This is a genomic window from Rhizobium sp. ZK1 (assembly GCF_047782645.1).
Lineage (GTDB): Bacteria > Pseudomonadota > Alphaproteobacteria > Rhizobiales > Rhizobiaceae > Rhizobium.
In genome coordinates this window covers 1,587,977-1,611,197 of record NZ_CP180587.1, presented here as the reverse complement: position 1 = coordinate 1,611,197, position 23,221 = coordinate 1,587,977, and the positions used below count along the sequence as shown (strand labels likewise).

18 protein-coding genes are annotated in these 23,221 nt (G+C 60.2%); 5 read left to right on the top strand and 13 right to left on the bottom strand.

Going from position 1 to position 23,221, the window contains the following annotated elements; all coding sequences use genetic code 11:
• Positions 1–49: 49 nt before the first annotated feature.
• Positions 50–361, bottom strand: a complete 312-nt coding sequence (locus ACK9YZ_RS30000; RefSeq protein ID WP_416067171.1) for a hypothetical protein — start codon at positions 359–361, stop codon at positions 50–52.
• A 348-nt stretch (positions 362–709) separates the two neighbouring features.
• Here ACK9YZ_RS30000 and ACK9YZ_RS29995 point away from each other — a divergent pair, with 348 nt between their 5' ends.
• Positions 710–1,864 carry a glycosyltransferase gene (locus ACK9YZ_RS29995; protein WP_416067170.1) on the top strand — a complete coding sequence of 385 codons (1,155 nt, stop codon included), beginning with the start codon at positions 710–712 and terminating at the stop codon, positions 1,862–1,864.
• 183 nt (positions 1,865–2,047) lie between these two features.
• Here ACK9YZ_RS29995 and ACK9YZ_RS29990 read toward each other — a convergent pair whose 3' ends face one another.
• Positions 2,048–3,037, bottom strand: a complete 990-nt coding sequence (locus tag ACK9YZ_RS29990; protein WP_416068460.1) for an ATP-binding protein — start codon at positions 3,035–3,037, stop codon at positions 2,048–2,050.
• Positions 3,038–3,108: 71 nt separating this feature from the next.
• Positions 3,109–3,798, bottom strand: coding sequence for a response regulator (locus ACK9YZ_RS29985; protein ID WP_416067169.1), 690 nt, complete (start codon positions 3,796–3,798; stop codon positions 3,109–3,111).
• A 176-nt stretch (positions 3,799–3,974) separates the two neighbouring features.
• Between ACK9YZ_RS29985 and ACK9YZ_RS29980 the strand changes: the two genes are divergently transcribed.
• The 3 genes from ACK9YZ_RS29980 to ACK9YZ_RS29970 all read left to right on the top strand — a co-directional run bounded on the left by ACK9YZ_RS29980 (position 3,975) and on the right by ACK9YZ_RS29970 (position 9,870).
• Positions 3,975–5,153, top strand: a complete 1,179-nt coding sequence (locus tag ACK9YZ_RS29980; protein WP_416067168.1) for an efflux RND transporter periplasmic adaptor subunit — start codon at positions 3,975–3,977, stop codon at positions 5,151–5,153.
• Between the two features lie 12 nt (positions 5,154–5,165).
• Positions 5,166–8,279: a multidrug efflux RND transporter permease subunit gene (locus ACK9YZ_RS29975; RefSeq protein ID WP_416067167.1), complete on the top strand. Its 3,114-nt coding sequence runs from the start codon at positions 5,166–5,168 to the stop codon at positions 8,277–8,279.
• A gap of 64 nt (positions 8,280–8,343) precedes the next feature.
• Positions 8,344–9,870, top strand: coding sequence for an efflux transporter outer membrane subunit (locus tag ACK9YZ_RS29970; protein ID WP_416067166.1), 1,527 nt, complete (start codon positions 8,344–8,346; stop codon positions 9,868–9,870).
• 277 nt (positions 9,871–10,147) lie between these two features.
• On the opposite strand, the gene atzF is transcribed toward ACK9YZ_RS29970, so the two are convergent.
• The 7 genes from atzF to ACK9YZ_RS29935 all read right to left on the bottom strand — a co-directional run bounded on the left by atzF (position 10,148) and on the right by ACK9YZ_RS29935 (position 17,553).
• Positions 10,148–11,980 carry an allophanate hydrolase gene (atzF, locus tag ACK9YZ_RS29965; RefSeq protein WP_416067165.1) on the bottom strand — a complete coding sequence of 611 codons (1,833 nt, stop codon included), beginning with the start codon at positions 11,978–11,980 and terminating at the stop codon, positions 10,148–10,150.
• Between the two features lie 4 nt (positions 11,981–11,984).
• Positions 11,985–12,626, bottom strand: a complete 642-nt coding sequence (locus ACK9YZ_RS29960) for a cysteine hydrolase (RefSeq protein WP_416067164.1) — start codon at positions 12,624–12,626, stop codon at positions 11,985–11,987.
• The gene (locus tag ACK9YZ_RS29955; RefSeq protein ID WP_416067163.1) at positions 12,619–13,305 is read right to left on the bottom strand and encodes a cysteine hydrolase family protein; all 687 of its coding nucleotides are present in this window, start codon (positions 13,303–13,305) and stop codon (positions 12,619–12,621) included. Before ACK9YZ_RS29955 ends, ACK9YZ_RS29960 begins: the two co-directional genes overlap by 8 nt.
• Entirely contained in the window at positions 13,302–14,450 is a 1,149-nt protein-coding gene (locus ACK9YZ_RS29950) for an ABC transporter ATP-binding protein (protein ID WP_416067162.1), read from the bottom strand. The genes ACK9YZ_RS29955 and ACK9YZ_RS29950 overlap by 4 nt, the downstream gene beginning before the upstream one ends.
• Before the next feature lie 10 nt (positions 14,451–14,460).
• On the bottom strand, positions 14,461–15,282 hold the full coding sequence (locus ACK9YZ_RS29945) for a carbohydrate ABC transporter permease (protein WP_416067161.1): 822 nt from the start codon (positions 15,280–15,282) through the stop codon (positions 14,461–14,463).
• Between the two features lie 4 nt (positions 15,283–15,286).
• The gene (locus tag ACK9YZ_RS29940) at positions 15,287–16,186 is read right to left on the bottom strand and encodes a carbohydrate ABC transporter permease (RefSeq protein WP_416068459.1); all 900 of its coding nucleotides are present in this window, start codon (positions 16,184–16,186) and stop codon (positions 15,287–15,289) included.
• Between the two features lie 131 nt (positions 16,187–16,317).
• Complete coding sequence (locus tag ACK9YZ_RS29935) at positions 16,318–17,553, bottom strand: ABC transporter substrate-binding protein (RefSeq protein ID WP_416068458.1); 1,236 nt, start codon at positions 17,551–17,553, stop codon at positions 16,318–16,320.
• A 456-nt stretch (positions 17,554–18,009) separates the two neighbouring features.
• Here ACK9YZ_RS29935 and ACK9YZ_RS29930 point away from each other — a divergent pair, with 456 nt between their 5' ends.
• Positions 18,010–19,473, top strand: coding sequence for an FAD-dependent oxidoreductase (locus ACK9YZ_RS29930; protein ID WP_416067160.1), 1,464 nt, complete (start codon positions 18,010–18,012; stop codon positions 19,471–19,473).
• A 16-nt stretch (positions 19,474–19,489) separates the two neighbouring features.
• Here the strand turns inward: ACK9YZ_RS29930 and ACK9YZ_RS29925 are convergent, their stop codons facing one another.
• The 3 genes from ACK9YZ_RS29925 to ACK9YZ_RS29915 all read right to left on the bottom strand — a co-directional run bounded on the left by ACK9YZ_RS29925 (position 19,490) and on the right by ACK9YZ_RS29915 (position 23,212).
• A complete protein-coding gene (locus ACK9YZ_RS29925; RefSeq protein WP_416067159.1) occupies positions 19,490–20,566 on the bottom strand; it encodes a questin oxidase family protein in 1,077 nt (358 codons plus the stop codon).
• Between the two features lie 126 nt (positions 20,567–20,692).
• A complete protein-coding gene (locus ACK9YZ_RS29920; RefSeq protein WP_416067158.1) occupies positions 20,693–21,526 on the bottom strand; it encodes a DeoR/GlpR family DNA-binding transcription regulator in 834 nt (277 codons plus the stop codon).
• A gap of 180 nt (positions 21,527–21,706) precedes the next feature.
• Entirely contained in the window at positions 21,707–23,212 is a 1,506-nt protein-coding gene (locus ACK9YZ_RS29915; protein WP_416067157.1) for an FGGY-family carbohydrate kinase, read from the bottom strand.
• Positions 23,213–23,221: the final 9 nt, after the last annotated feature.

The following is a 23,221-nucleotide window of genomic DNA, read 5'->3' as shown; positions in this document are numbered from 1 at the left end:
GAGATGTCGCCGAGATTGTCGATGGCGATCAAGAGTGCGTAAGGAGCTCTCATGCCACTGCTCCCCGCGCCAGCCAACCGAGAACTCCGCCGAGGATCAGCGCAGCATAGGCGACGCCAGCGACCGCGAATTGGCCGGCAAATACAAAGCCTGTGATAGCGCCGGACAGCCCGGTCAGGATGCAGATGAGGATGATGTCTGCTCCCCTCCGAGGACGATCATCTGCAGTGCGACGCTGCTCCTCGGCAGCTTCGCTGATAACGCAAGGATCGTTTCGAGAAAGCACAGCCCCGTGGTCGCGTGGATATTGCCCGTGGTCGCAATCGTCAACACCGTCGTTTCGCCCCCGTCCAGCCTGCATCAAAAGGTCGCCCTTCTATCTGCCGTCCATCGAATCGACAGACGGAAAATCGATGATATTTTCACTGTGAACTCTTCTCCAGTGGAGGGGGAATAAGGTTTCCGGCCCTTTCTTTCGCTCCACTATCGGGGGCCCGCGTTCAGTTTGTTCGCAGGCCCTGTGGAGTTTAGATGGAGGCCGTTGCTGGCTATCGACGCAGCCCAATGTGAAGGAAAGAGTTCACGAGGCCGGCCCGCCTATCCAAAGGTCCGAAGTCGAATTCATTCCTCCTTCGAACATCCACACAACTTCCACGTATCGCCAACGTCGTGACGTTATGGAGGCTTCCATCCAGCGGTTGGAAACTCGATGTCCGTTAATTCAAGAAATGGCGACGCAAGTCGCGTTGCAACATTTGAAAGCTCTCCCCATCCTTCTATGGATCAAGGAGCGTCATCCTCCGGCAACCGGAAAGCAACAAGCAAGCAGCGAATCCTGCATCTGCTTTTTTCTTCTCGAATAGCGGGATCGGAAAGGTATTGTATCGACCTTGCCAACGGACAGGCGGCCCTTGGCCACGAGGTGCATGTTGCGGGAAGATCTGCCTCCCCGATGGCCGCCCTCCTGTCCAAGGATGTCGTCTTTCACGGCTTCGCGATGCCTTTCTTGCGCGGCATGAGATTGCGGCGGTTGATGACAAGCGCGGCGATTGAGATTGCTCACGCACATCTCAGCCCTGCCTGCAAGGCGCTTGCCACTGCTCCCACCAGCGTATCAAAGATTGCAACGCTGCATGTCGGCTTCAAGGCAAAGCAACATGCCAGCCTCGACGGCGTGATCTGCGTGAACCGTGCCCAGTTGTCGCGTCTTGGCAACTATACCGGCCAAGCGCGCCTCATTTCGAACTGGCTGCCGGCTGCGGAAGAGGGCGAGAATTTCGACCTGCGTTCGAAACTGAAGTTGCCGCGCGAAACGACACTCGTCGGTGCCGTAGGGCGATTGCATCCGAGCAAGGGTTACGATGTCCTGGTGTCGGCCTTTCAACGGGCTGCTCCTGATGACGCGGCGTTGGTCATTGTCGGCGGGGGACCACAGCATGCAGCGTTGAAGAGCCTTTCCAGAGGCGACAGCAGAATTCATCTGCTGGGGCATAGCGATAACGTCTCCGGATTTTTACGCAATCTGGATCTGTTCGTTTCTCCGTCCCGCGAGGAATCGTTTGGCCTCGCCATACTTGAAGCCATGCGCGAGGGGCTTCCCATAATCGCGACAGCGGCAGAAGGTCCATCGGAGTATCTGCGTGACCATCCGGTGACCCTTGTGGAGCCTGGCTCTATCGACCGCCTTGCTGTGGCTCTAGGCGATGCATTCTATGCAAAAGCCGCCGTCGGACTGTCCCGTGTGGTTTACGAATTGAGCTCGTTTTCTCGAACAGACGGCATTGCCAATGTTCTCGATTTCTATTCCCAGGTCGCCAGAGGGAATGCGGCCCAAATCTTCTCAGATACCTCCGGCCATCCCTGACAATTTACGATCCCTCCACCCAACCTTCATTCGGCCGCGATCATATTTCGATCCCGTCATTCTTACTCGGCCGGATATCTGCAGGTTTCCCGCGCAGGTCGTGTTGTCGAGAACCTCGCGATTAGGCGGGCGGAGTTTGCGCGGACGTGGTGTCGAGCATCAGCGAAGAGCGTTCGCTGGGCGTCAAGTAGCCCGTGGCAGAGAGATTTCGAACACCGCACCTCCGCGTGAGGAATTGCGGCATGAAGCCTGACCACCATGTGCTTCCGCAATGGCGCGAACTATGGACAGGCCGAGACCGGAACCACCGTAAAGGCGGGAGCGGGAATCGTCGGCGCGGGTGAAAGGTTCAAATGCGCGCTTGTCGAAATTGGGCGGCAGCCCTGGGCCAGAATCTTCAACCCGGATGACGGCCTCGTTTCCTGAGGCCAGTGTAAAAACTTCAATACGACCAGGTCTGGCATAGCGTTGGGCGTTGTTCAGGAGCGCCAGAAGCACCTGCCGGAGCCGGACCGCATCCGCCGGAACGGTCATATCCACAAGAGCAAGCTCCAGCGAAAAACCTGCTTGCTGAAGCGATGGCGCGACGACATCCGCGACCTTCCTTATTTCTGCGGCGAGATCGATTGGCTCAATCTGTAAGTCCAGACGGCCCGCATCAGCAAGGGTGACGACGCGCAGGTCGTTGACCAGCCTTGTAAGCCCTTCGGTCTGAACGATGAGTCCGTCGATCAATTTCTCGTCGACGGGGAACAAACCATCGGCAACGCCCTGCAGCCTGCCCTTGAGTATTGTAAGCGGGGTCCTGAGCTCGTGGGCAATCGCGGCATTCCAGAAGGCGACGTTGTCGGCCATGTCCTGAAGCTTTTGCGCCATGATGTTGAAGTCCGCGACCAGATGGGCGGTCTCGCCGAGCGAGTGGTCGCCTGGGGTCGCGCGAGCGGTGAGGTCTCCATCTGCGATGCGGCGAGCGCTCTCGGCAAGCGAGTTGATCGGCACGAGGATGCGCGCAGCGAGTTTGAGGGAGACAAATCCTGCAACGAGCAAGGCCGGGAAGGCAAGGCCGGTGAGAATCAGAAGATCGGTCCCGGATGGTAGCCAGCTATCCTCGTCCAGCAGATACGGAAAGAGCGAAATGAGAATGGCATAGATAACGTAGACGCCGAAGAACACGACCAAGACGGCAATCATCGTGACAACCGCCATCGACAGCAGGATCTGACGGCTGAGAGCGGAGCGTCGGATCATTGCTCGGCGGCCAGTCTGTAGCCGACGCCACGAACACCGGACAACATTCCGGGAGCGCCAGCCAATTCGAGTTTCCTGCGCAGATTGCTGACGTGGCTGTCTACCGTCCGGTCGAGCGCATCGCCTCCGGGGAGGCAGGCGTCGACAAGCTCTCCGCGCGCAAAGACCTTCATCGGTGCTCTCGCCATATGCGCGAGAAGCCGGAATTCCGTGAGTGTCAACGGCACGGCTTTGTTCTCTCCGTTGGCTTCGACCCTTGCCTGATAACTATCCAGATCGATCGTCAGCCGGCTTACCCGCAGCACGCCCGCCGCGTTGCCCAGCCCGGCACGGCGAAGGACCGCCTTGGCGCGAGCAACCACCTCGATAGGATTAAAGGGCTTTACGATGTAGTCGTCGGCGCCGATGCGAAGGCCCTGGAGGCGGTCGATATCCTTATCAAGGGCCGTGATCATGATGACCGGAGTATCGCCCCTGCGCCTGATCTCGGCCAGCACTTCCCAGCCGTCAAGGCGTGGCATGGTCACGTCGACGAGCATCAGATCCGGCTTTAAGGCGAGGTGCAGGTCAATCGCCGTTTTCCCGTCGGCGGCACGCACCGTGCGAAACCCTTCACGCGTCATGTAGGCGTCGAGGATATCGACGATCTCCGAATCGTCTTCGGCTATAATGGCGAGAGCGTTCATCTAGCTAGGCACCGTTGTTTGAAGGCTTGATAATATTCGATGTCGCAGCGCCCCGTCGAGCTATCAACTGCCATCTGCGCCATACCTCCACATGATCTCCACGATTTGCCAGCGTCCACAGGCAATAGCGCTGATGAAGAAGCGCCGCCAGCGCGCATGCGGATTGGATATGACATATGGTTTATGGGTTGCGAGTTTCGCTCGTTGTTCTCGGTGCGTTGACAGCCGGCGTTCTGTCCGGATGCAGCAACGAAAATTCCGGCGGAGCAACTGGCGAACAAGGCGCGCTGCCGCCCGCGCGGGTAACGGTGACATCCGCCACGCCGGAAACGGTGACAATCATCGACGAGTTGCCAGGGCGCGTCGCAGCTTTCCGGACGGCCGAGATCCGCCCCCAGGTGGGTGGCATTATCGAGAAGCGATTGTTCGAGCAAGGCTCCAAAGTCGAGGCGGGTCAGCCGCTGTTTCAGATCAATCCGGAGCCCTTCAAGGCGGAGGTCGACAGTGCTGCTGCGGCGCTTCAACGGGCGGAGGCTGTGGTTGTCCGCGCACAGGCCAAATTCGAGCGTTCGAAGGCGATGGTCGGCGCCAAGGCGATCAGCGTGGAAGCCTATGACGAAGCCGTCGCGGATCTCGCCCAGGCCAAGGCGGGAGTCGCTGAAGCCAAGGCAACCTTGCAGCGTCGCCAGCTCGATCTGGCGTTCGCCACCGTCAAGGCGCCGATTTCGGGCCACATCGGTCAGGCACTGGTCAGTGAGGGGGCGCTGGTTTCTGCCTCCGGTACGAACGCGCTGGCGATCGTACAGCAGATCGACAAGGTCTACGTGGATGTTCGGCAGCCCGCCTCGCAGATCGACGTTATTCGCGACGCTGCCAAATCGAGCGAGCTCGACGATAGATGGAAGATTCCCGTCGCTATCTTCTCGGTCGGCGGAAAGCCATATCCGGTATGGGGACGGACACTGTTTTCCGAAATCAGCGTCGATCCGGGCACCGGCAACGTAACCGTACGTGTCGAGGTCGACAATCCGGCTCAGCTTCTCCTCCCGGGCATGTATGTCCGGGCCCGGCTTCCGCGCGCCGTTCGCCGCGACGCACTTCTCGTGCCGCAGGAAGCTGTCGTTCGCGATCCGGCCGGTCGACCTCAACTGGTCGTAGCCGGCGGCGATAGGCATGGGGAGCGGCGCGACGTCGAGCTTGGAGAGACCGTTGACGGCCGCATCATCGCCACGTCCGGCATAAAAGCCGGTGAAACGGTCGTTGTGCAGGGTCAGGACCGCGTTCGCGACGGCGCTCTGCTGGAAACCGTACCGTTCACTGCTGGAGGCAACTCCAACGCCACCACGCGGCAGTGAGGGAAAGCATCGATGCCTCAGTTCTTCATCAACCGCCCGGTTTTCGCCTGGGTTATCGCCATCTTCATCGCGCTTGCGGGCGTCATCGCTATCCCGCAGCTTCCGGTCTCGCGCTATCCAACCATCGCACCACCGAGCGTCAGCATCAGCGCAACCTACACGGGCGCCACTCCGCAAACGATCAATGACAGCATTGTCAGTCTGATCGAGCGTGAATTGTCGAGCGTCAGGAACCTTCTTTACTTCGAATCGACCGCCGACACGTCGGGAAGCGCCAGCATTACAGCGACATTCAAGCCGGGAACGGATCCGGATATAGCGCAGGTAGATGTGCAGAATCGCCTCAAGGCCGCGGAAGCGCGCCTGCCTGAAACAGTCCGACGCGCCGGCGTGAATGTCGAATCCGCATCCTCCGAGTTTGCGATGATGGTCGCACTCAATTCAAAAGACGGCCGGTACGATGCGCTCGCCCTCGGCGACTATATGGTCGGCAACATCATCGAAGAGTTGAAGCGCGTCGAAGGGGTCGGCCGTGTGCAGTCCTTCGGTTCGGAAAGGGCGATGCGCATCTGGGTCGATCCTGCCAAGCTCGTCTCTTATTCCCTTTCGCTGTCCGACATCACCCAGGCGATCCAGAACCAGAATGCGCAGATCGCGCCGGGACGTGTCGGCGACGAACCGACGATGCTGGGGCAGAAGATCAGTATTCCGCTCACGGTCCACGGCCAGTTGGCGACACCGGAGCAATTCGCAGCGATCGTGCTTCGCTCCGAACCCGATGGCTCCAAGCTGCTTCTCGGGGAAGTCGCCCGTATCGAACTCGGGGCGCAAAGCCTCGCCTTCTCGATCCGCAACAATGGCAAGCCCGCCGCCGCTGCAGCTATCCAGCTGGCGCCGGGAGCAAATGCGGTGCGCACCGCCGAAGGTGTTCGCATGCGCCTCGCCGAGCTCGCACAAGCGATGCCGGCGGGGATGGAATATACGATACCCTACGACACCTCGCCATTTGTAAAGACTTCGATCCAGAAAGTGGTCCAGACCCTTGTTGAAGCGATGATGCTGGTCTTCTTCGTGATGCTGCTCTTCCTGCAGAAGATCCGTTACACGTTGATTCCGGCGATCGTCGCACCGATCGCCTTGCTCGGCACCTTCGCGGTGATGTTGGCTGCCGGCTTCTCCATCAACGTGCTGACCATGTTCGGCATGGTGCTGGCCATCGGTATCATCGTCGATGACGCCATCGTCGTGGTGGAGAATGTTGAGCGTATCATGGCAACAGAGGGCCTACCGCCCAAGGAAGCCACGCAGAAGGCGATGAAGGAGATCACCGGCGCCGTCATCGGCATCACGCTGGTGCTGGTGGCGGTTTTTATTCCCATGGGGCTCGCAAGCGGTTCGGTCGGCGCGATCTACCGGCAGTTTACGCTGTCCATGGCCGTATCCATCCTGTTCTCGGCCTTTCTCGCGCTGACGCTCACACCGGCGCTTTGCGCGACGGTGCTGAAGCCGGTTGATCCGCGCCACAGTGAGAAGAAAGGCTTCTTCGGCTGGTTCAACCGCAACCTCGACAGGATAACCAGCGGCTACGCCGGCTGGGTCGGATTGCTGGTGCGCCGCGGTGGGCGGATGATGGTGTTCTATCTCGTTCTCGTCGCGGCTCTCGCCTATAGTTACCTGCAACTGCCTTCCGCCTTCGTCCCCGAAGAGGATCAGGGCAGTTTCATGACATCCTTCTCACTGCCGGCAGACGCGACGGCTGAGCGTACGCGCAGCATCGTTTCGATGTTCGACAGCCTCGTAATGTCGAGGCCGGACGTTGAAAACAACATCTCGATCATGGGCTTCGGTTTCTCCGGTTCGGGTCCGAACGCTGCGTTTGCCTTCACTAGCCTGAAGGACTGGGCCGAGCGCACCACGACGATTGACGAGGAGATCGGTGCCGTGACAGCGGCAATGGCGACTGCACCGGAAGGCACGGTCATGAGCCTCAAACCACCTGCAATCGATTCTCTTGGCACCACATCAGGCTTCTCGCTGCGTCTCGAAGATCGCGCCAATCGCGGTAGCGCCGCCCTGAAGGCAGCGCAGGATCAACTCCTGCAGCTTGCCGCGCAAAGCAAGCTCGTCACCGGCGTATATCCTGAAGGCCTGCCGGATGGTGCCAACGTCACGCTGGAGATCGATCGGCAGAAGGCGGAGGCCCTGGGCGTAACCTTCTCGATGATCAGCGACACGCTGACGGCGGCCATCGGATCAACTTACGTCAACGACTTTCCCAATGCAGGGCGGCTGCAGCAGGTCATCGTGCAGGCGGATGCGCCGAACCGCATGCGGACTGAAGACGTTTTAAAGCTCTATGTCCGCAACAACGCCGGCGGCATGGTGTCGTTGTCGGAGGTCGTCAGGCCGGTATGGCAAACTAGCCCGCTGCAGCTCGAGCGCTACAACGGCTATCCGGCGGCGCGTATCGCCGGGAACGCGGCCTCTGGTGTTTCCAGCGGTGCCGCCATAACAGAGATGGAACGACTCGCGTCGCGTCTGCCTTCCGGCTTCATGATCGAGTGGACGGGACAATCGCTCCAGGAAAAACAATCGGCCTCGCAGGCTCCGATGCTTCTCACGCTCTCGATGCTGGTCGTCTTCCTGGTACTGGCTGCGCTCTACGAGAGCTGGTCAATTCCCTTCTCCGTAATACTGGTCGTACCGCTCGGTATCTTGGGTGCGATCATGGCTGTCCTGTTGCGCGGGCTGGAAAACGACGTCTTCTTCAAGGTCGGCCTGATCACCATCATCGGCCTTTCGGCGAAGAACGCGATCCTGATCGTGGAGTTTGCGAAGAACCTGCGCAACGAGGGGCATGACATCCGGGATGCCGTCATTGAAGCAGCGCGCCTGCGGCTGCGGCCGATCCTGATGACATCGCTTGCCTTCACACTGGGCGCCGTACCGCTGATGATTGCGCATGGCGCGAGTGCCGAAACCCAACATGCGATCGGCACCGGTGTGTTCGGCGGCATGGTTTCCGCGACCGTATTAGCGGTGTTTTTCGTCCCGGTCTTCTACGTCGTCGTTATCAGGCTATTTGGTCGCCGCGGCAAGAACTCCGCCAGCACCATGCCGCAGTAGGACAATCCTCCAGCCGGCTGAGTCAGGCACATCAGAATCATCAAACACGAAAGAATCCACAGCGATGACCAGTGCGACACAGGCCACCCCTATAACGGGTTCCTGGAACAAGGCTCTGCCGGTATCCACACAAATTATCGGCATGCTGTCCCTTGTCCTGTCCCTCGGCGCCTGTGCGGTTGGGCCTGATTATGTAAAACCTTCGCTTTCGCTCCCGATCAAATATAGCTCGGCGGATCGGACGCAATCAGTTGCCAGGCCGCAATTGTCCCGCTGGTGGACCCGCCTCGGCGATCCGACTTTGAATGCCCTCATCGAAGAGGCCATCCTGGGTAATCTCAATGTCGCGGCGGCGAAGACCCAGGTCAGGGAGGCGCGCGCGACCTACCGCCAGGCAGAGGGCATCCTGTTGCCGGCACTTGGAGGCAACAGTTCCGCGAACCGTCTCAGAACCGCGACCACGGCCACGACGGGAGCCACCACCGGTCCGCAGGATTCAACGCAATATCAGGCTGGATTCGACGCAAGCTGGGAAATCGATCTCTTCGGCAGGAACCAGCGTGGCGTCGAGGCGGCTTTCTATGGTGTGGAGGCAGCCGACGAACAATTGCGGCTGGCCATGCTGACGCTCATCGGCGACGTTGCCTCCAACTATGTGTCCGCGCGGGGTTATCAGGCGCGCATCGCGCTCGCACAACGCACGGCGAAGGCGCAACGCGATGCGGCGCAACTGATTAAGGTTCGAATGGCCGCAGGCTCGGCAACGGCCATGGATCTTGCCAACGCCACCGGTCAGGCGCGATCGACCGAGGCCGCGATACCGGGCCTGAGGATTTCCTACGCCGAAGCGGTCCATCGGCTCAGCGTCCTCACGGGCCGTGCGCCGGGCGAGCTTACGGAGCGGTTGAAGCGCCAGGCACCGATCCCGCGACCAAAGCTGCCGATGCCGGTCGGCATTCCCGCCGATATCCTGCTGTCGCGGCCTGATATACGCTCAGCGGAGCGCCAGCTGGCCCAGGCGACCGCGAGGATAGGCCAGGCGGAAGCCTCAAGATACCCTTCGATCAATTTGACCGGCAACATTGCCACTACCGGGCTGAGCGTCGGAGATCTTGCCAAAAACTCTTCGATCGGCTGGTCGTTCGGGCCGGCGCTCAACGTTCCGCTCTTTAGGGGCGGGCAATTGCGGGCGGCGGTCGAGGTCATCCAAGCTCAACGGGACCAAAATTTCGCGACGTATCAGGCCGCGGTGTTGAGATCCCTCGAAGAGATCGAAAACGCGCTGGTCGCGCTGGCGCAGGAAAGGGTGCGTTACGGCAAGCTCTCGGCATCAGTCGAGGCATACCGCCAGTCTGCGACATTGTCCCGGACTCTCTATGAAGGTGGCTCAAAGGACTTCCTGTCCGTGCTGGACGCGCAACGCTCCCTCTACAGCGCCGAGGATGCCCTCGTTCAAAGCCGCATCGCACTCGCCAACAGCTACGTGGCGCTGAACAAAGCACTCGGCGGCGGCTGGGACGGGGGCGTCGATGCCTCGAAGCGGGAGATTGTCGACAAAGACATGGGACCGCGACTGGCGCGAAAGCCATGAAGAATGACAGGGAGCCGTCTATTCGGCGCTGCAATCGGCTTCTTGAGACGGCGCGCTGCCGATTCCTGCCTTCTTCATCGTCGCTGTTTGCCCATTGCGAACTTATCCTCACGGACGGAGAGGAAGGCGGTTGTTTGTGGTGCCGGTTCAAGCCTGGACCGATCCAGCCGGTGTGGCCGCGCCCATTCTCCGGAAGCACCACGCCATGCCCCGCCGCTCGTGGCAAGCGCATAGACACCGAAATCGCCGTCGATACCGGATGCGCCTGCCGTAACGATCAGACGGCCATACTTTCAACGTATCGGCGCCAGCCACCATAAGCAGTGATATCGGGCTGCTCCTTGACCGCGACCGCCTCGCACAGAAAACCGGTGACCAAAGAGCCGTCCTCCAGCGAGAGCTTTCCCACGCCAAGTGGCGCTGGAATCCGATCGATGAAATCTCCAAATCCTGCTACGGGCAAAGCCCAGACCTCGACATCGATCGGGGCGCCGCTCGACACGTCCCGGACCAGACCGGGCTTGGGAGGCATGGCGCCGCTCAACGCGAAGAGACGATAGTCCCCGCTGGTTCGGGCGGCTCTGCGAAACAAGCCTGATCGCTGTGTCAGTTCGTGATTGAGCGGCATTCCGGAAAGGTGTGCGCCGACGACCGCAATTTCACGATAGCCATCGGGCAAGGATGCATCAGCCGGTTCCGGATAGGGGTTATCGAATTTGCCGAGCTTGAGCCCGGTCGCCCTGTGGAACGCAGCTGCGATACCGGCTGCTCGTGCCTCTTCGAAACCAGGGGCGAGGAAGGTTACGCCGAGCGGTAGGCCATCCTTGCGGAAGCCGTTGGGAACGGCGATGCCGCACAACCCCATCAGGTTCACGAAATTGGTATAGATGCCGAGATTGCTGTTGAGTTGAACGGGATTGGCGGCGATCTCTTCCTTGGTGTAGATGGTCGGGGTCGTCGGGACCAACAGCACGGCAATGTCGCCCCAGAGGGCGCGCGTATCGCGCTTCAGTTCGGCGATCCTGTGAATGGCCGCAAAGGTGTCGCCAGCCGTAAAGTTTGCGGATTTCGACAGGATCTGACGTGTGACCGGATGGATCGCCTCGCCGTGCTTCTCGAGCACGCTGTCGAGGCTCAACGCTCTTTCTGAGATCCATGGCCCCTCATAGAGTATACGCTGCGTTTCCTCAAACGGAGCAAAGTCCACCTCGACCTTTTCTCCTCCCATCGCCGTCAATCGCGCCATCGCCTCGCCGAAGAGCCTTTCAGCCTCGATGTCACCGAAGAAGCGAAGTGCTTTGCCGGCCGGCACACCGAAGCGGAAACGCGGCGGCGCGGGCGCGGGTATCAGCGGAACGGCGTCCGCTTCCGGCCGGGAGAACGGGTATGACGGGTCGTATCCGGCGATCAGCCTGAGGACGCTCATGCCGTCCTCGACGGTCAGCGAGAAAATCGCGAGCGTTTCGATCGTCTTGACGCAGCCTCCGCCGGACACACATGCATTGCTGACGAGGCCGGGTGTCGGCTTGATGCCGACGATATTGTTGAAACCGGCCGGCACGCGACCGGAGCCGGCGGCATCGTTTGCGATGGAAAAGGACGACAGCCCTGCCGCAACCGAGACGCCCGACCCGGAGCTCGATCCTCCCGAAATGAAGCGATCATCGAAGACCGACGAGCAGGCGCCATAGGGCGTGCGCATGCCGACAAGGCCGATGCCGAACTGATCCATGTTGGTCTTGCCGATGAGAATGGCGCCGGCGTCGAAGATCCTGTCCAGTGCTTGACCGCTGGACGTCGCGATATAGGCACCTTCCTTCAGGGCATTCGTGGTGGGGAGGCCGACAATGTCGTTGCAGTCTTTCACGGAAAACGGAATGCCCCATAGCGGCCGCCCATCATAACCTTCTGCCTCCAGCGCTTCTGCCGTCGCAAGAGCAGTCTCGCGCGACACGAGATAGGTCCAGACGTGATCCTCGCCGCGCGCCGCGATGCGATCGTAGATCGCGTTGATCACGCGCGTCGGCGTCAGCGTCCTAGCCGCATAGGCGAACGAGAGCGTCGAAAGGTCGAGGCTTCCCGTCGTGTCGGACCATTTCAGTTCGGACATGGCTTCACTCCTGATAATTTCCGAGAGCCGCCTCGACAGCGGCGGCTGAGGCAATCGCGCCGAAAAGGCCGTTGCCGAATGTGGTCATGCGCAGCTGCGCGTCATGGCGCGCCGGAGAGGTTCCCTTGCAGGCGTCGATGACGGTCAGACATTCGAAACCCATGTCGTTTGCCGCGCGCTGCGTTGCGTGCACGAGCCCGTCGGTCGGCAGGCCGGTCATGAGAAGGTTGCGAATTGCGCGCCGCCGGAGGGTGTCCTCAAGGCAGGTTCCGAAGAAAGCGTTATCGCCGGCATGATCGACGATGACGGCGGCGGTCGGAAGCGACATGCCGTCATCGAACTGCCAGTCTGGGCTCTCTTTTGGGGGAACCTCATCGCCAAAGACTGCACGTCGCCGTGCGACAGCGCCGCTTTCAGGAGTCAGTCCGCGTCTCGAGGCGATGATGGCAAGACCGCGACGGCCGGCCGCCTCGATCAAGCGGATGGCAGTATCGCGCTCCGCTTCGGCGGCGAGGCTGCGGACGATGCCGCTCTGGAAGCCGAGGAGCAGAAGGGCCGTATCACCGGATGACCATTCACCGTCGAAGGGCCACGCATAGGGGTTGGCGTCTATCCGCCCGAAATGGTCCATCGAGTTCTCAACCATCGGCCGTTTCCAGCATGGCGGCAAAAGCAGTCCGATCGGCAACTCCACCCCAGCGCCCGCCAAAGGCCCGAAGGATTTCCAGCGTTGCCTCATGGTTCCGGGTTTCGACCGCAGCGGTGCAATCTTCAAGAAGGACGCATTCGATGCCATGCTCGAAGCCGTCGCGGATGGTGGATTGTACGCAGCAATCCGACGTCACGCCGGTGACGACGAGCCGCGAAATGCCGCGGCTTTCGAGCTGCTCGGCAAGATCGGTCCGATGAAACGAGGATTTACCCGGCTTGTCGATGACGATCTCCCCGTCGATCGGCGTCAATTCCGGAATGATCTGCCAACCGGGCTCACCATGAACGAGTATCCGGCCGGTCTTTCCCATATCGCCGATCCCCAGCCCGTGAACGCGCGTTCGCCATTGCTTGTTGGTGTGGAGATCGGAAAGGTCGGGATGATGTCCCTCGCGGGTGTGGATGACGGTCAGGCCGGCGGCGCGGGCAAGGGCGAGTGTCTCGGCAATAGGCCCGATCACCGAACGGGTGTTTGATACATCTTCGCCAAGCTGGTCGACCCAGCCGCCGGCTGCGCAGAAATCGATCTGCATGTCGATGATGATCAAGGCGATACCGGCTTTGGAAACCGTGCCGCCCAGAGGCCAGAAGGTCGCGGTCGATTCTTTGCTCACAGGCGAACTCCGGTTTCGGGATCGAACAGCAGGATCAGCGACGGATCCACGGAGAATGTCACGCGCTCGTCGCGCTGCACCCGATGGCTGCTGTCGACGAGTGCTTTCAGTTTTGGCGCCGATTTCATCATGTCACGTTCGTCGTCCATGACGACGGCACCGCTCGCAGCCGTTCCCTTGTCCTCCATGTGGACGAGCAGATCGGCGCCGAGGTCTTCGACGAAGGAGGCTCTTGCCGAGATCGTGCCGGGCATACCGGCATTGTCAGATAGTTTCAGATGTTCGGGCCGGATGCCGATCGCGACCCGTTGATCGATGCGGCGGGCCGCGCGTTCGCCCTGTTGCGCGAGCGGCAGCAGGAATTCGCCGATTGCAACGGCTGGGCCGTTGTCATGCGCGACGAGGCTGCCCTCCAGAAAGTTGATTGGCGGGGAGCCGATGAAGCCGGCGACGAACATGTTGACAGGACGGTCGTAAAGCGCCCGTGGCGTATCAAGTTGTTGCAGTGTTCCCTTGTTCATGACCGCGACCCGGTGGCCCATCGTCATGGCTTCCACCTGGTCGTGGGTCACATAAACAGTGGTGACGGCCGTCATGCGCTGCAACCGCGATATTTCGGCGCGCATCTGGCCGCGCAGGCGCGCATCGAGATTGGAAAGTGGTTCATCCATCAGGAAGGCGTTGGGCGAGCGCACCAACGCACGACCCATGGCGACGCGCTGCCGTTGGCCGCCGGAAAGACGGCTCGGCTTGCGATCCAGAAATTCCGTCAATTCCAGCAGCGCGGCGGTTTCGCGCACCTTGTCGGCGATGACTTCGGGCTTGGCGCCGCGCACCTTCAGTCCGAAGGCGATATTGTCCGCAACGGTAAGATGCGGATAAAGCGCGTAGGATTGAAAGACCATGGCTATATCGCGGTCGCGAGGCGACAGATCGTTTGCCACCGTGTCATTGATCTTCAACTTGCCGGAGGAGATATCCTCCAGGCCGGCGATCATGCGAAGAGCGGTGGTCTTGCCGCAGCCGGACGGGCCGACCAGTACCATGAACTCCCCGTCGGCGATCTTGAGATTGAAATCACTCAGCGCGGCGGTCTTGCCGCCGGCATAGGTCTTTGAGACGTTCGTAAACGAGATTTCGGCCATGCTGTCTGCTCTACTGTACGCCGTTGGTCGCGCCCTGAACGAAGTAGCGGTTCATGAAAAGCGCCATCAGGACAATCGGTATGGTGGAAAAATGAGCAAGGGCTCCGAGCGTGCCCCACGTAATGTCCTTGGTCCCATAAGCCGTTAGCAGCGCGACCGAGATCGGCTTTGAATCCAGGGTCGTCAGAAACATTGGGTGAAGGAAGTCGTTCCAGGAGAACATCATGCAAAAGAGTGCGCAGGCGATGATGCCGGAGCGCACAGACGGCAGGGCCACGCGCAGGAACGCACCGATCAGCGTGCAGCCATCGGTCAGCGCGGCCTCTTCCATGTCCGGCGGCAGCGACTTGAAGTAGGAAAACATCATCCAGGTCACGAAGGCGCAGTTCAGCATGGTATTGAACACGATGACCGCCCACCAGCTGCCGAGCAGGCCGATGTCACGCATCAGCAGATAAAAGGGGATCAGTGCTGCGATCGCCGGGATCATCCGGATCGCCAGGAAGAAATAGGCAAAGCCCGTGGCAAAGCGTGCTTTGGAGCGCGCCAGCGCGTAGCCGGAGGGAACGCCGAGCAGAAGCGAAAGAAGTGTCGTGCCAAGGCTGATCACCAGCGACGAGCGGACGAGGGAAACGACGTCGAACAGCGCAAGGGCCTGGCGAAACTGATCGAGCGTCGGCTCGAAGGTCACGCGCGGCGGCACGGTGAATATCTGGTTCGACGGCTTGTAGGCGGTCGCGATCAGCCAGCAGACCGGAAGCAGGAACAGGAGGGTTGCAACGAGGACGACCGTGCGCTCGGCAAGGATGCGACGCCTGGAAACACGTGACATCGGCCTATCTCCCGTTGATCCTGACATCGGCGCGTCGGACGACCAGAAGCAGAACGGTCGCTATCAGCGCGATGAACAGCAGCGTGACGTTGCCGACGGCGGAGGCGTAGCCGACATTGAAGAATTGCAGCCCCTCCTTGACGCCCAGCATCATCAGCGTGTTGGTGGCATCGTTCGGCCCGCCGCCTGTTGTGACGAAAACGGAATCGAAGACCCGGAAGGCATCCATCGTCCTCAGCGTGAGTGCGAGGAAGATCGATGGCAGCATCAAGGGCAAGATCAATAGGCGGAAGCGCTGCCATGCCGTTGCGCCGTCGACTGTCCCGGCCTCAAGCAGGTCCGCCGGAAGTGCCTTGAGGCCGGCAAGCAGGATCAGCGTCATCAGAGGGGTCCACTCCCAGCAGTCGATCAATATGAGGACCCAGAGTGCGGTTGAAGCGTCGGTGAGGAGGCCCGTGCGGGGTCCGATGCCCGCCTCGGACAGGAAATAGCCGATCATGCCGTAGTCGGCGCCAAGCAGCGCCTTGAAGATCAGTCCGACCACGAGCGGGGTGATCGTCGATGGCACCAGCAGGAAGGCCAGAACTGCGCGATTGAAGCGGCTGTCGCGCCACAGAAGGAGTGCCAGGCAGAAGCCGAAGATGAGCTGGAGGCCGACGCTGAAAATCGTGAACTGGAAGGTGTTGAGGATTGCCGTGCGCGTCGCCTCATCGGTGAAGATGTCGACATAGTTCTGCAGGCCGACGAAACTTGTCCGGGCCGGACGGAGAAGATTGTAGCGATAGAAGCTGTACCAGATCCCTTGCGAAAGTGGCCAAAGGCCGATTGCAGCGACGTAGACGACTGCCGGCGCGGCCATCAAGAACAGGAAGAGCCTGCGGCGATCGGAGAAGCGATAGGGCATCGGCAAAACAGCGTTCATTCGTGTCAGGCCCGGCTCCGGCCCTCAGGCTGCATCCTTGACCGCGCCGGTTTGAGGATCGGCGCGGTCGCGAAGCGGAATGCGCCTGCCAAGCATAGCGGCAGGCGCGGCGATCAGAACAGTTTTTCTGCTGCTTCCTGCGCCTTGTCGAGCGCTTCCTTCGGGGTTGCGGCGCCGGCGAGTACGGAATTGACGGCTGTGCCGAGCATATCCTGAATTTCCGGATATTCCGGAATGCGCGGACGGAATTCGCCGTTGCCGTGCTCGTAGGTTTGCGCGATCACCGGCAGGAAGTCGTATTTGGCAAGAAGGTCGGGGTCGGTCATCTGGCTCTTGCGCATGAAGCCGCCGGCACCGAGCATATTGAACTCCTTGTGGATTTTCTTGCTCGTCACCCACTTGATGAAGGTCCATGCAGCTTCCTGTTTCGACGTATCGATATCGGCATTGATCGCAAGCCCCCAGCCGCCGACGCCATATTGCGGCGTCATGCCCGCGGCAACCGGCGCCACGGCAATGCCGGCCTTGCCGACGATGTTCGATACTTTCGGATCGGAATAGGCAGCAGCACCCACAGACCAGGTCTGCATGAAGGCAGACATTCCCTGGCGGAAGCTTTCCTCGCGCCCGCCCCAGTCATATTCGATGGCGCCGGGAGGTGCAGCCTCTGTGAAGAGTTCCTTGTAGACCGTGAGGCTCTTGATATTTGCCTCAGAGTTGAGGGCGGGCATGCCGTCCTTATCCAGGATGGAGCCGCCGAGCTGGTTGTTGTATTGCATCCAGTCCTGGGCGACCGCCGGCCCCTTCTGGCCGTTGGCGACGAAGCCGTATTGCTTCTTTGAGGGATCCGTCAGCTTCTTGGCATCGGCGACAAGTTCTTCCATGCTCGCCGGCGGCTTCAGCCCGGCAGCTTCCAGAAGGTCCTTGCGATAGGCGAGCACGTTGGCGTAGGCCGCAAACGGAAAAGCCACATAGTGATCGTCATATTGGCCGAGCGATTTCAGCGCCACCGGATAGATGTCGTCGAGATCAAGTTCGGCAGCGTCGCGCTTGACCCAGTCGGTCAGGTCGACCGAGTACTTGTTCTCAGCGTAGGCGCCCGCCCAGACGATGTCCATGGTCACCAGATCGTAACCCTTGGTGTCGCCGACGAAATCCGCTGTCGTCTTGGTCAACAATGTGCCGTAGTCCATGATCTCGACCTTGAGGTCGGCACCGGTTTCTTCCTTGAAGGCGGGTGCCAGCTCGGTGAGGACCTTGGAAAAACCGTCGTTCATCGACGCGATCGTCAGGGTCACGCCGTCGAGCGACTTTGCCTGCGTGTAGGCGGTGGTCGCCATCAGCGCCATGACGGCGGCCGTCAGGCGGTATGCCGTTTTGGGCATGGAGAATGAAGAGGCTCTCGTCATGACAATCAACCTTTCCGGTGCGGTGAAATATGAAGCGACGTTAGCGCGCCTCAATTCCAAGTCAAACAAAAAATCACATATATAACAAAATAGAATTCGATGCCGGCTACTTTGGTTAAAGCAGTCGCATCCTGCCTAAATGATGAACTTTGATCTGCTTGTTTTTTCACCTGACAGCCGATCTCTCATTATATAGCTGTTTTATCGCATGGATTTCGGCCCGCGCGTTGAGACGAGTGATGGAAAGGCTCTCCACGCTCCGGCAGGCTGTTTGTCGAAATGTCGATCCAAAAACGAACACGGCATGATAGAAAAAATCGAAAAGAAACATGATCAAACACTTTACAACGTGATCATGTTCGCTACGCTTCGGGAAAATTCTGGGGGTCAGTCTCGATGCAGGAACCATTGTCGGCGCAGGATATGTCCAGCCCGGATGCGGCGAAGGCAGCAAGATCACGGTTGCTGCGGCTCGAAAGACAGGTTCGACGCGATCTCGGGATGATCGAAGCGGCGCCACGAGCCTGGGTTCCGACGCACGATGAGGCTGATGTCTCGCATGACGTCATTATCGTCGGTGCAGGCCTGTCGGGTCTTACGATCGCCTTCGGCCTGAAGAGGCAAGGAGTGGAACGTGTCAGCCTGATCGATGCAGCGCCTGCGGGGCAGGAGGGGCCGTGGGTGACGACGGCGCGCATGCGGACCTTGCGATCCCCGAAGACGTTGAGCGGCCCGGATCTTGGCGTGCCGAGCCTGACCTATCGGGCATGGCACGAAGCGCTTCATGGTCGCAAGAGCTTCGACAGGCTCGACAGGATCGATCGCATTGCCTGGATGAACTATTTGAGTTGGTTTCGAAGTGTGCTGGGGTTGAACATCGAAAACGACAGCCGGCTGCTTTCAATCGACGAGGAGCGGGATCATCTCCGGCTCCGCGTTCTGCAGGGCGGTCGGGAACTCACAATGTCCTGTCGCAAGGTGGTGCTGGCGACGGGCCTGGAGGGGGCCGGTGGGCTTCATGTGCCCGCTCTGATCCGCCACGGATTACCGAGGGAACGTTGGACGCATAGCGGCGAACCCATCTTAGCACAGAGCCTTGCCGGCAAGCGGATCGCGGTGATTGGCGCGGCTGCCTCCAGTTTCGACTGGGCGGTGACCGCACTGGAGGCGGGTGCCGACAGCGTAACGCTCCTTGCCCGTGCGCCGTCCCTGCCCAAGACCGAACTGCTGGACTGGTCGAATTTTCCGGGCTTTCTCAATCACTTCTCCGATCTCGATGATGAGAGCCGTTATCGCTTCACCCGTCGCATGTTCGCTTTCAGAACACCGCCGACGGTGGAAATGTACGAGCGCGCCATGGCATTCCCTCGGTGCCGCCTCGTGTCTGGAGCAGCGATAGAAGCGGTTGGGATCGAATGCGGCGAGATTGCCGTCAAGACGACGGTCGGTGACTTTGCCTTCGATCACCTTCTGCTTGGAACAGGTTATCGGATTGACCTTGCGCATCGACCCGAACTGGCCGGGTTTTCCGGCTTGATCGCGACCTGGGCCGACCGCTTCGCGCCGCCAAAGGGCGAGGTCGACCTCGACCTTCTCGCCTATCCCTATCTAGGTCCGGCCTTCGAACTCGTCGAAAAGGTTCCCGGAACGGCATCCATGCTTGCCAATATTCATATCTTCAACAATGCCGCGGTACCAAGTCTTGGTCCGGTTTGTAACGGCATCACCGGCTTGAAGGCAGGGGTGCCGAAGCTTGTCGCCGGCATTTGCCGGGGACTGTTCATGGGAAATATCGACTATTTTTTCCGGTCACTGGACGGCTACGACAAGGTGCATTTCCAGCCGAATATCGGTCCGTGAGCATGGCGCGCTGAGATCATCCGGCGATGAGCCCGACGCGTCGCGCAGCAACGACTTTATACAGTCGATCGCCAGTGTAGCGATATTCCTCGAAGGCGGAAAACACGAGTGAATGGTCATGTTCGTCGTCGGATGCGACGGTCGCCGCCGCTATCTCGGCATCGGAGGGCAGCGGTAGATGGCGCCATTCCTCCAGTTCTCCGGAGGTCGGCGGAAGCGGCATGCCGATCTTGGTGTAGAGCGCCATCACGACTTCCCAGAAATGGAGCGCGAGGCGCTGGGGCTCCCCGATATGCGGGGAAACGAGGCGCAGCCAGTGGCAACCGGTCACCGCATGCAGGGCTTCGAAGCTCATCGTCCCCGCATAAAGAGCAAGGGATGCCGGGCGGATGCGGTGAAGGAAATCCGGCCCGGCGACCAGCCGTCCGAGACGATCCCGAAATGCAGAGAGCTTGCCCATCGCCTCGATCCATTTCCACAGGAGGTGGGTCGGTGCGTCGAGGTTGCGTAAGGCGGGGTCTGCCCGCATGTCGATCAGACATGCAAGCGGATCCGTGGTATCCGGCATGCGCTCAGCCGGAATGCCCTCGTAAGCGAGATAGGTTGCAGCCCAGTAGCCGAGCGCTGCGGCGACCTCGGCATCATCATTGCGCAGAAATGCGTAGGCGAGCCGCATCAGCCCGTGCGTCGCCGATGCCGCGACACCGGGAGCGAGCACCGGCATGACCGCCAGGGCTGTGGCCGAACCGCCTTCCTTTGAGACCCTTGCAGTGAAATAGCGCCGCAGGTCGCCTTCTCGTTCGCGCCGGCCGAGAGCGCTGCGCCATGTTGCGTCGTCCAACGCAGATATGAGGGGGGGCTGCATCGGAACGGCGTGGGAGCGTGTATAGTGCTCTGTGTAAGCCTCAAGCCGCGCAGCCGGAGCGCCGAGTCGGGCCATGGCCTCTAGAACCATTGGCAAATGATTGGCCAGATCGTCAGGGAATTCGCCGCTCCGGCGGCCGACATCAGCGATTAACTCCCTCAATCGCGTGCCCGTTGCCTCGTCCCTATAGAGGTGGCCTGCCTGTACTGCCGTGGTTGCCTGAGACATGATCCTTACCCTGATTTCAACATCCAACGCGCTTAGGCTAAGCTACGCGACGATGTTCGAACAATATCAAACAAGATAAAACAAAAGGCAACGTGTATTCCGGCTGACTACGGCGGTCTGTCCGGATCAGTCGGCAACGGTGACAGCGACGCCTGCTGCCTTCAGGGCCGATGCCAGTTCGCCTGTTGGCGCCTCGTCGCAGACGAGTGTGTCGAATTCGCCAAGTTTGGCGACATGAACGAGGGACATCCGGTTGAATTTCGTCGAGTCGCACAGAACCACGCGCTGCGAGGCGTGACTTAGATAGACACGCTTCATGTCTGTTTCCTCGAAGGAATAGTCGAAGATGCCCTGCGCCGTCAGGCCGGAAACACCAATGAAGGCGATGTCAAACCACAGCGATTCGAATTGCTCCACGGCTGAAGGACCGCTCGTCGACATTTCCTCGCCGCGAATCCGGCCGCCGGCCAGGTAGGTCTCCACGCCCTTGGCGCCGAGATAGGAGGCCGTACGTATGCTGTTGGTAAAAATCTTAACCTGCTGGCGGCCGGCAAGCGCCTCGGCTGCGAAATAGGGGGTCGTACCGACATCGATCGCAATACTGCGCGCGGCTTGGGACAGGCTGGCGGCGGCGGAGGCGATCCTTCGCTTTTGCGCAGCGTTGCGCGCAAGGCGCGCCTCGAATGCCGGTTCTTCGCGATCGACATTCTCTGCGAGCGCAAGGGCGGGCGCCCGATCCGGCTTGACCGCACCGCCATGCGTTCTGATGAGGCGGCCGTCCTTCTCAAGTTCGACGAGATCGCGCCGCACGGTCATTTCGGAGACCGAAAGCTGCTGCGCCAGATCGCTGACCGTTACCGATCCGACCCGTCCGATCTCCTCGATGATTGCGGCCTGCCGGACCTGGGCAAGGAATTTGGGTCGTTCGCCGGATCTGGCGGCGGATTGCTCGCTCGTCATCTTACTTTCGTCTCGTGTTCGTCTTTCAGGATTTCGTCCATCAGAAGGCCGCATACGGACGCCGTTTACATCAATATCTGTTCGAATTAAACATGATCGTCACCGTAATCATAGGCCCGCTCAGATGGAGCCGTGTGGAGTGCACAGTTTTCAGCCATTACAATCCTCCTGAGTTCGTATCTACCGTGGTCTCCAGACAGGTGCGATGCGATCGTAGAGTTCCCGGTAACGGCGATAACCGTCGTCGTACAGGGTTGCATTGGCGCTGCGCGGCTCCAGGACATCCGAAAAATGCACGAAGCGCTTGACACCCCGCCAGTCGGATTCGAGACCAACGCCGATCGCAGCGCTCCAGGCCGCGCCGATGCAGGAGCCTGGATGTCCCGAAAGGCGCTGCACCGGGGCGCCAAGCACGTCGGCCACGATCTGCATCCATATCGTGCTCTGTGCGCCGCCGTCCGACACCAGAAAGCGCTTCGGGCGATGCCCCATATCGATCAGCACCTCGACGTGATGGCGGATGGCATAGGCATAAGCTTCAAGCAGGGCGCGCCATAGATGACCGATATCGTGCGACAACGTCAGCCCCTCAATCACGCCGCGGGCTGCCGGATCGTGGATCGGCGTCTTTTCACCGAGCATATAGGGCAGGATCGTCAGTCCGTCAGAGCCGGCAGGCTTTTGTTCGGCCAGATGGTCGAGGTGCTGATGTAGGCTGCATCCCTTGGCATCGGCAGCATGCTGTTCGCCAGATGCAAAGTTATTCACGAACCAATTCAGCGCAGAGCCACCTGTCGACATGCAGCCGTTCGGCATGTAAAGGCCCGGTACCAGATGATAGTCGAGAAAAAGCCTGGTATCCGGGGCCACAACATCGGTGGCCGTCAGAATATCGACCGCGCCACCGAATTTTAAGAGAACGTCGCCGGCCTCGATGACGCCCGCACCCAGCGCGGACGCAATCATATCTGCCGCACCGCCGACGACGGGGGTTCCAATCCTCAGACCCGTTTCCGAGGCGCCCCGTTCATCGACGAGCCCCATGATCTCCGAAGACGCGCGCTTTATCGGCACGACGCTGGGATCGATGTGAGCAAGACGCACGAGCTCTTCGTCGATGGCATCCGTTGCGATATTCACGAAGCCGGCTTCCAGCGCCCAGTTCTGTTCGACGGAGCGGGCGCCGGTCAGCCGATAGTTGATGTAGTCGTAGGAACCGAAGACCGTTTCAATCTGCTCAAAGATTCTTGGTTCGTGCCGTTCTATCCATCTCAGTTTTGCTGTGACGAGCTGCTGATTGATGCCGTTGCCGGCCCTCTCCAGGAATGCGCGTTCGTCCCATTCCGCCTTCAGTTCGGCGACTTCAGCGCCGCAGCGCCCGTCGCTTTGCTGAATGCTTGGTCTCAGCACTTTGCCGCGCGCATCGAGCAAAACGACGGCAGGAAGCATGCCTGTCACGCCAACCGCGCTGATCTCTCCGGCATCAAGACCGGAAGTGGAGAGCAGTTCTCCGATGATGGAGCATACATTCTCCCACCATTCCGAAGGGTTTTCCTCTGCCCAGCCGATATGTGGGGACGACAAGGTCACCGGCCGGCTTGCCGTTGCCAGGATCCGATCCGGCAGGCCGACCAAGATGCCTATCGTGGAGGTCGTTCCAATATCGAGGCCGAGGACGGCTGCCATGATGCTTTT

What these genes read in the sequence shown, in the direction of transcription:
- ACK9YZ_RS29935 (WP_416068458.1), bottom strand. Translation starts at nt 17,553, where the DNA reads ATGGCGCTGATGGCGACCACCGCCTACACGCAGGCAAAGTCGCTCGAC.
- ACK9YZ_RS29960 (WP_416067164.1), bottom strand. Translation starts at nt 12,626, where the DNA reads ATGGTTGAGAACTCGATGGACCATTTCGGGCGGATAGACGCCAACCCC.
- ACK9YZ_RS29980 (WP_416067168.1), top strand. Translation starts at nt 3,975, where the DNA reads ATGGTTTATGGGTTGCGAGTTTCGCTCGTTGTTCTCGGTGCGTTGACA.
- atzF (WP_416067165.1), bottom strand. Translation starts at nt 11,980, where the DNA reads ATGTCCGAACTGAAATGGTCCGACACGACGGGAAGCCTCGACCTTTCG.
- ACK9YZ_RS29940 (WP_416068459.1), bottom strand. Translation starts at nt 16,186, where the DNA reads ATGCCCTATCGCTTCTCCGATCGCCGCAGGCTCTTCCTGTTCTTGATG.
- ACK9YZ_RS29995 (WP_416067170.1), top strand. Translation starts at nt 710, where the DNA reads ATGTCCGTTAATTCAAGAAATGGCGACGCAAGTCGCGTTGCAACATTT.
- ACK9YZ_RS29925 (WP_416067159.1), bottom strand. Translation starts at nt 20,566, where the DNA reads ATGTCTCAGGCAACCACGGCAGTACAGGCAGGCCACCTCTATAGGGAC.
- ACK9YZ_RS29920 (WP_416067158.1), bottom strand. Translation starts at nt 21,526, where the DNA reads ATGACGAGCGAGCAATCCGCCGCCAGATCCGGCGAACGACCCAAATTC.
- ACK9YZ_RS29945 (WP_416067161.1), bottom strand. Translation starts at nt 15,282, where the DNA reads ATGTCACGTGTTTCCAGGCGTCGCATCCTTGCCGAGCGCACGGTCGTC.
- ACK9YZ_RS29985 (WP_416067169.1), bottom strand. Translation starts at nt 3,798, where the DNA reads ATGAACGCTCTCGCCATTATAGCCGAAGACGATTCGGAGATCGTCGAT.
- ACK9YZ_RS29950 (WP_416067162.1), bottom strand. Translation starts at nt 14,450, where the DNA reads ATGGCCGAAATCTCGTTTACGAACGTCTCAAAGACCTATGCCGGCGGC.
- ACK9YZ_RS29915 (WP_416067157.1), bottom strand. Translation starts at nt 23,212, where the DNA reads ATGGCAGCCGTCCTCGGCCTCGATATTGGAACGACCTCCACGATAGGC.
- ACK9YZ_RS30000 (WP_416067171.1), bottom strand. Translation starts at nt 361, where the DNA reads ATGCAGGCTGGACGGGGGCGAAACGACGGTGTTGACGATTGCGACCAC.
- ACK9YZ_RS29975 (WP_416067167.1), top strand. Translation starts at nt 5,166, where the DNA reads ATGCCTCAGTTCTTCATCAACCGCCCGGTTTTCGCCTGGGTTATCGCC.
- ACK9YZ_RS29970 (WP_416067166.1), top strand. Translation starts at nt 8,344, where the DNA reads ATGACCAGTGCGACACAGGCCACCCCTATAACGGGTTCCTGGAACAAG.
- ACK9YZ_RS29930 (WP_416067160.1), top strand. Translation starts at nt 18,010, where the DNA reads ATGCAGGAACCATTGTCGGCGCAGGATATGTCCAGCCCGGATGCGGCG.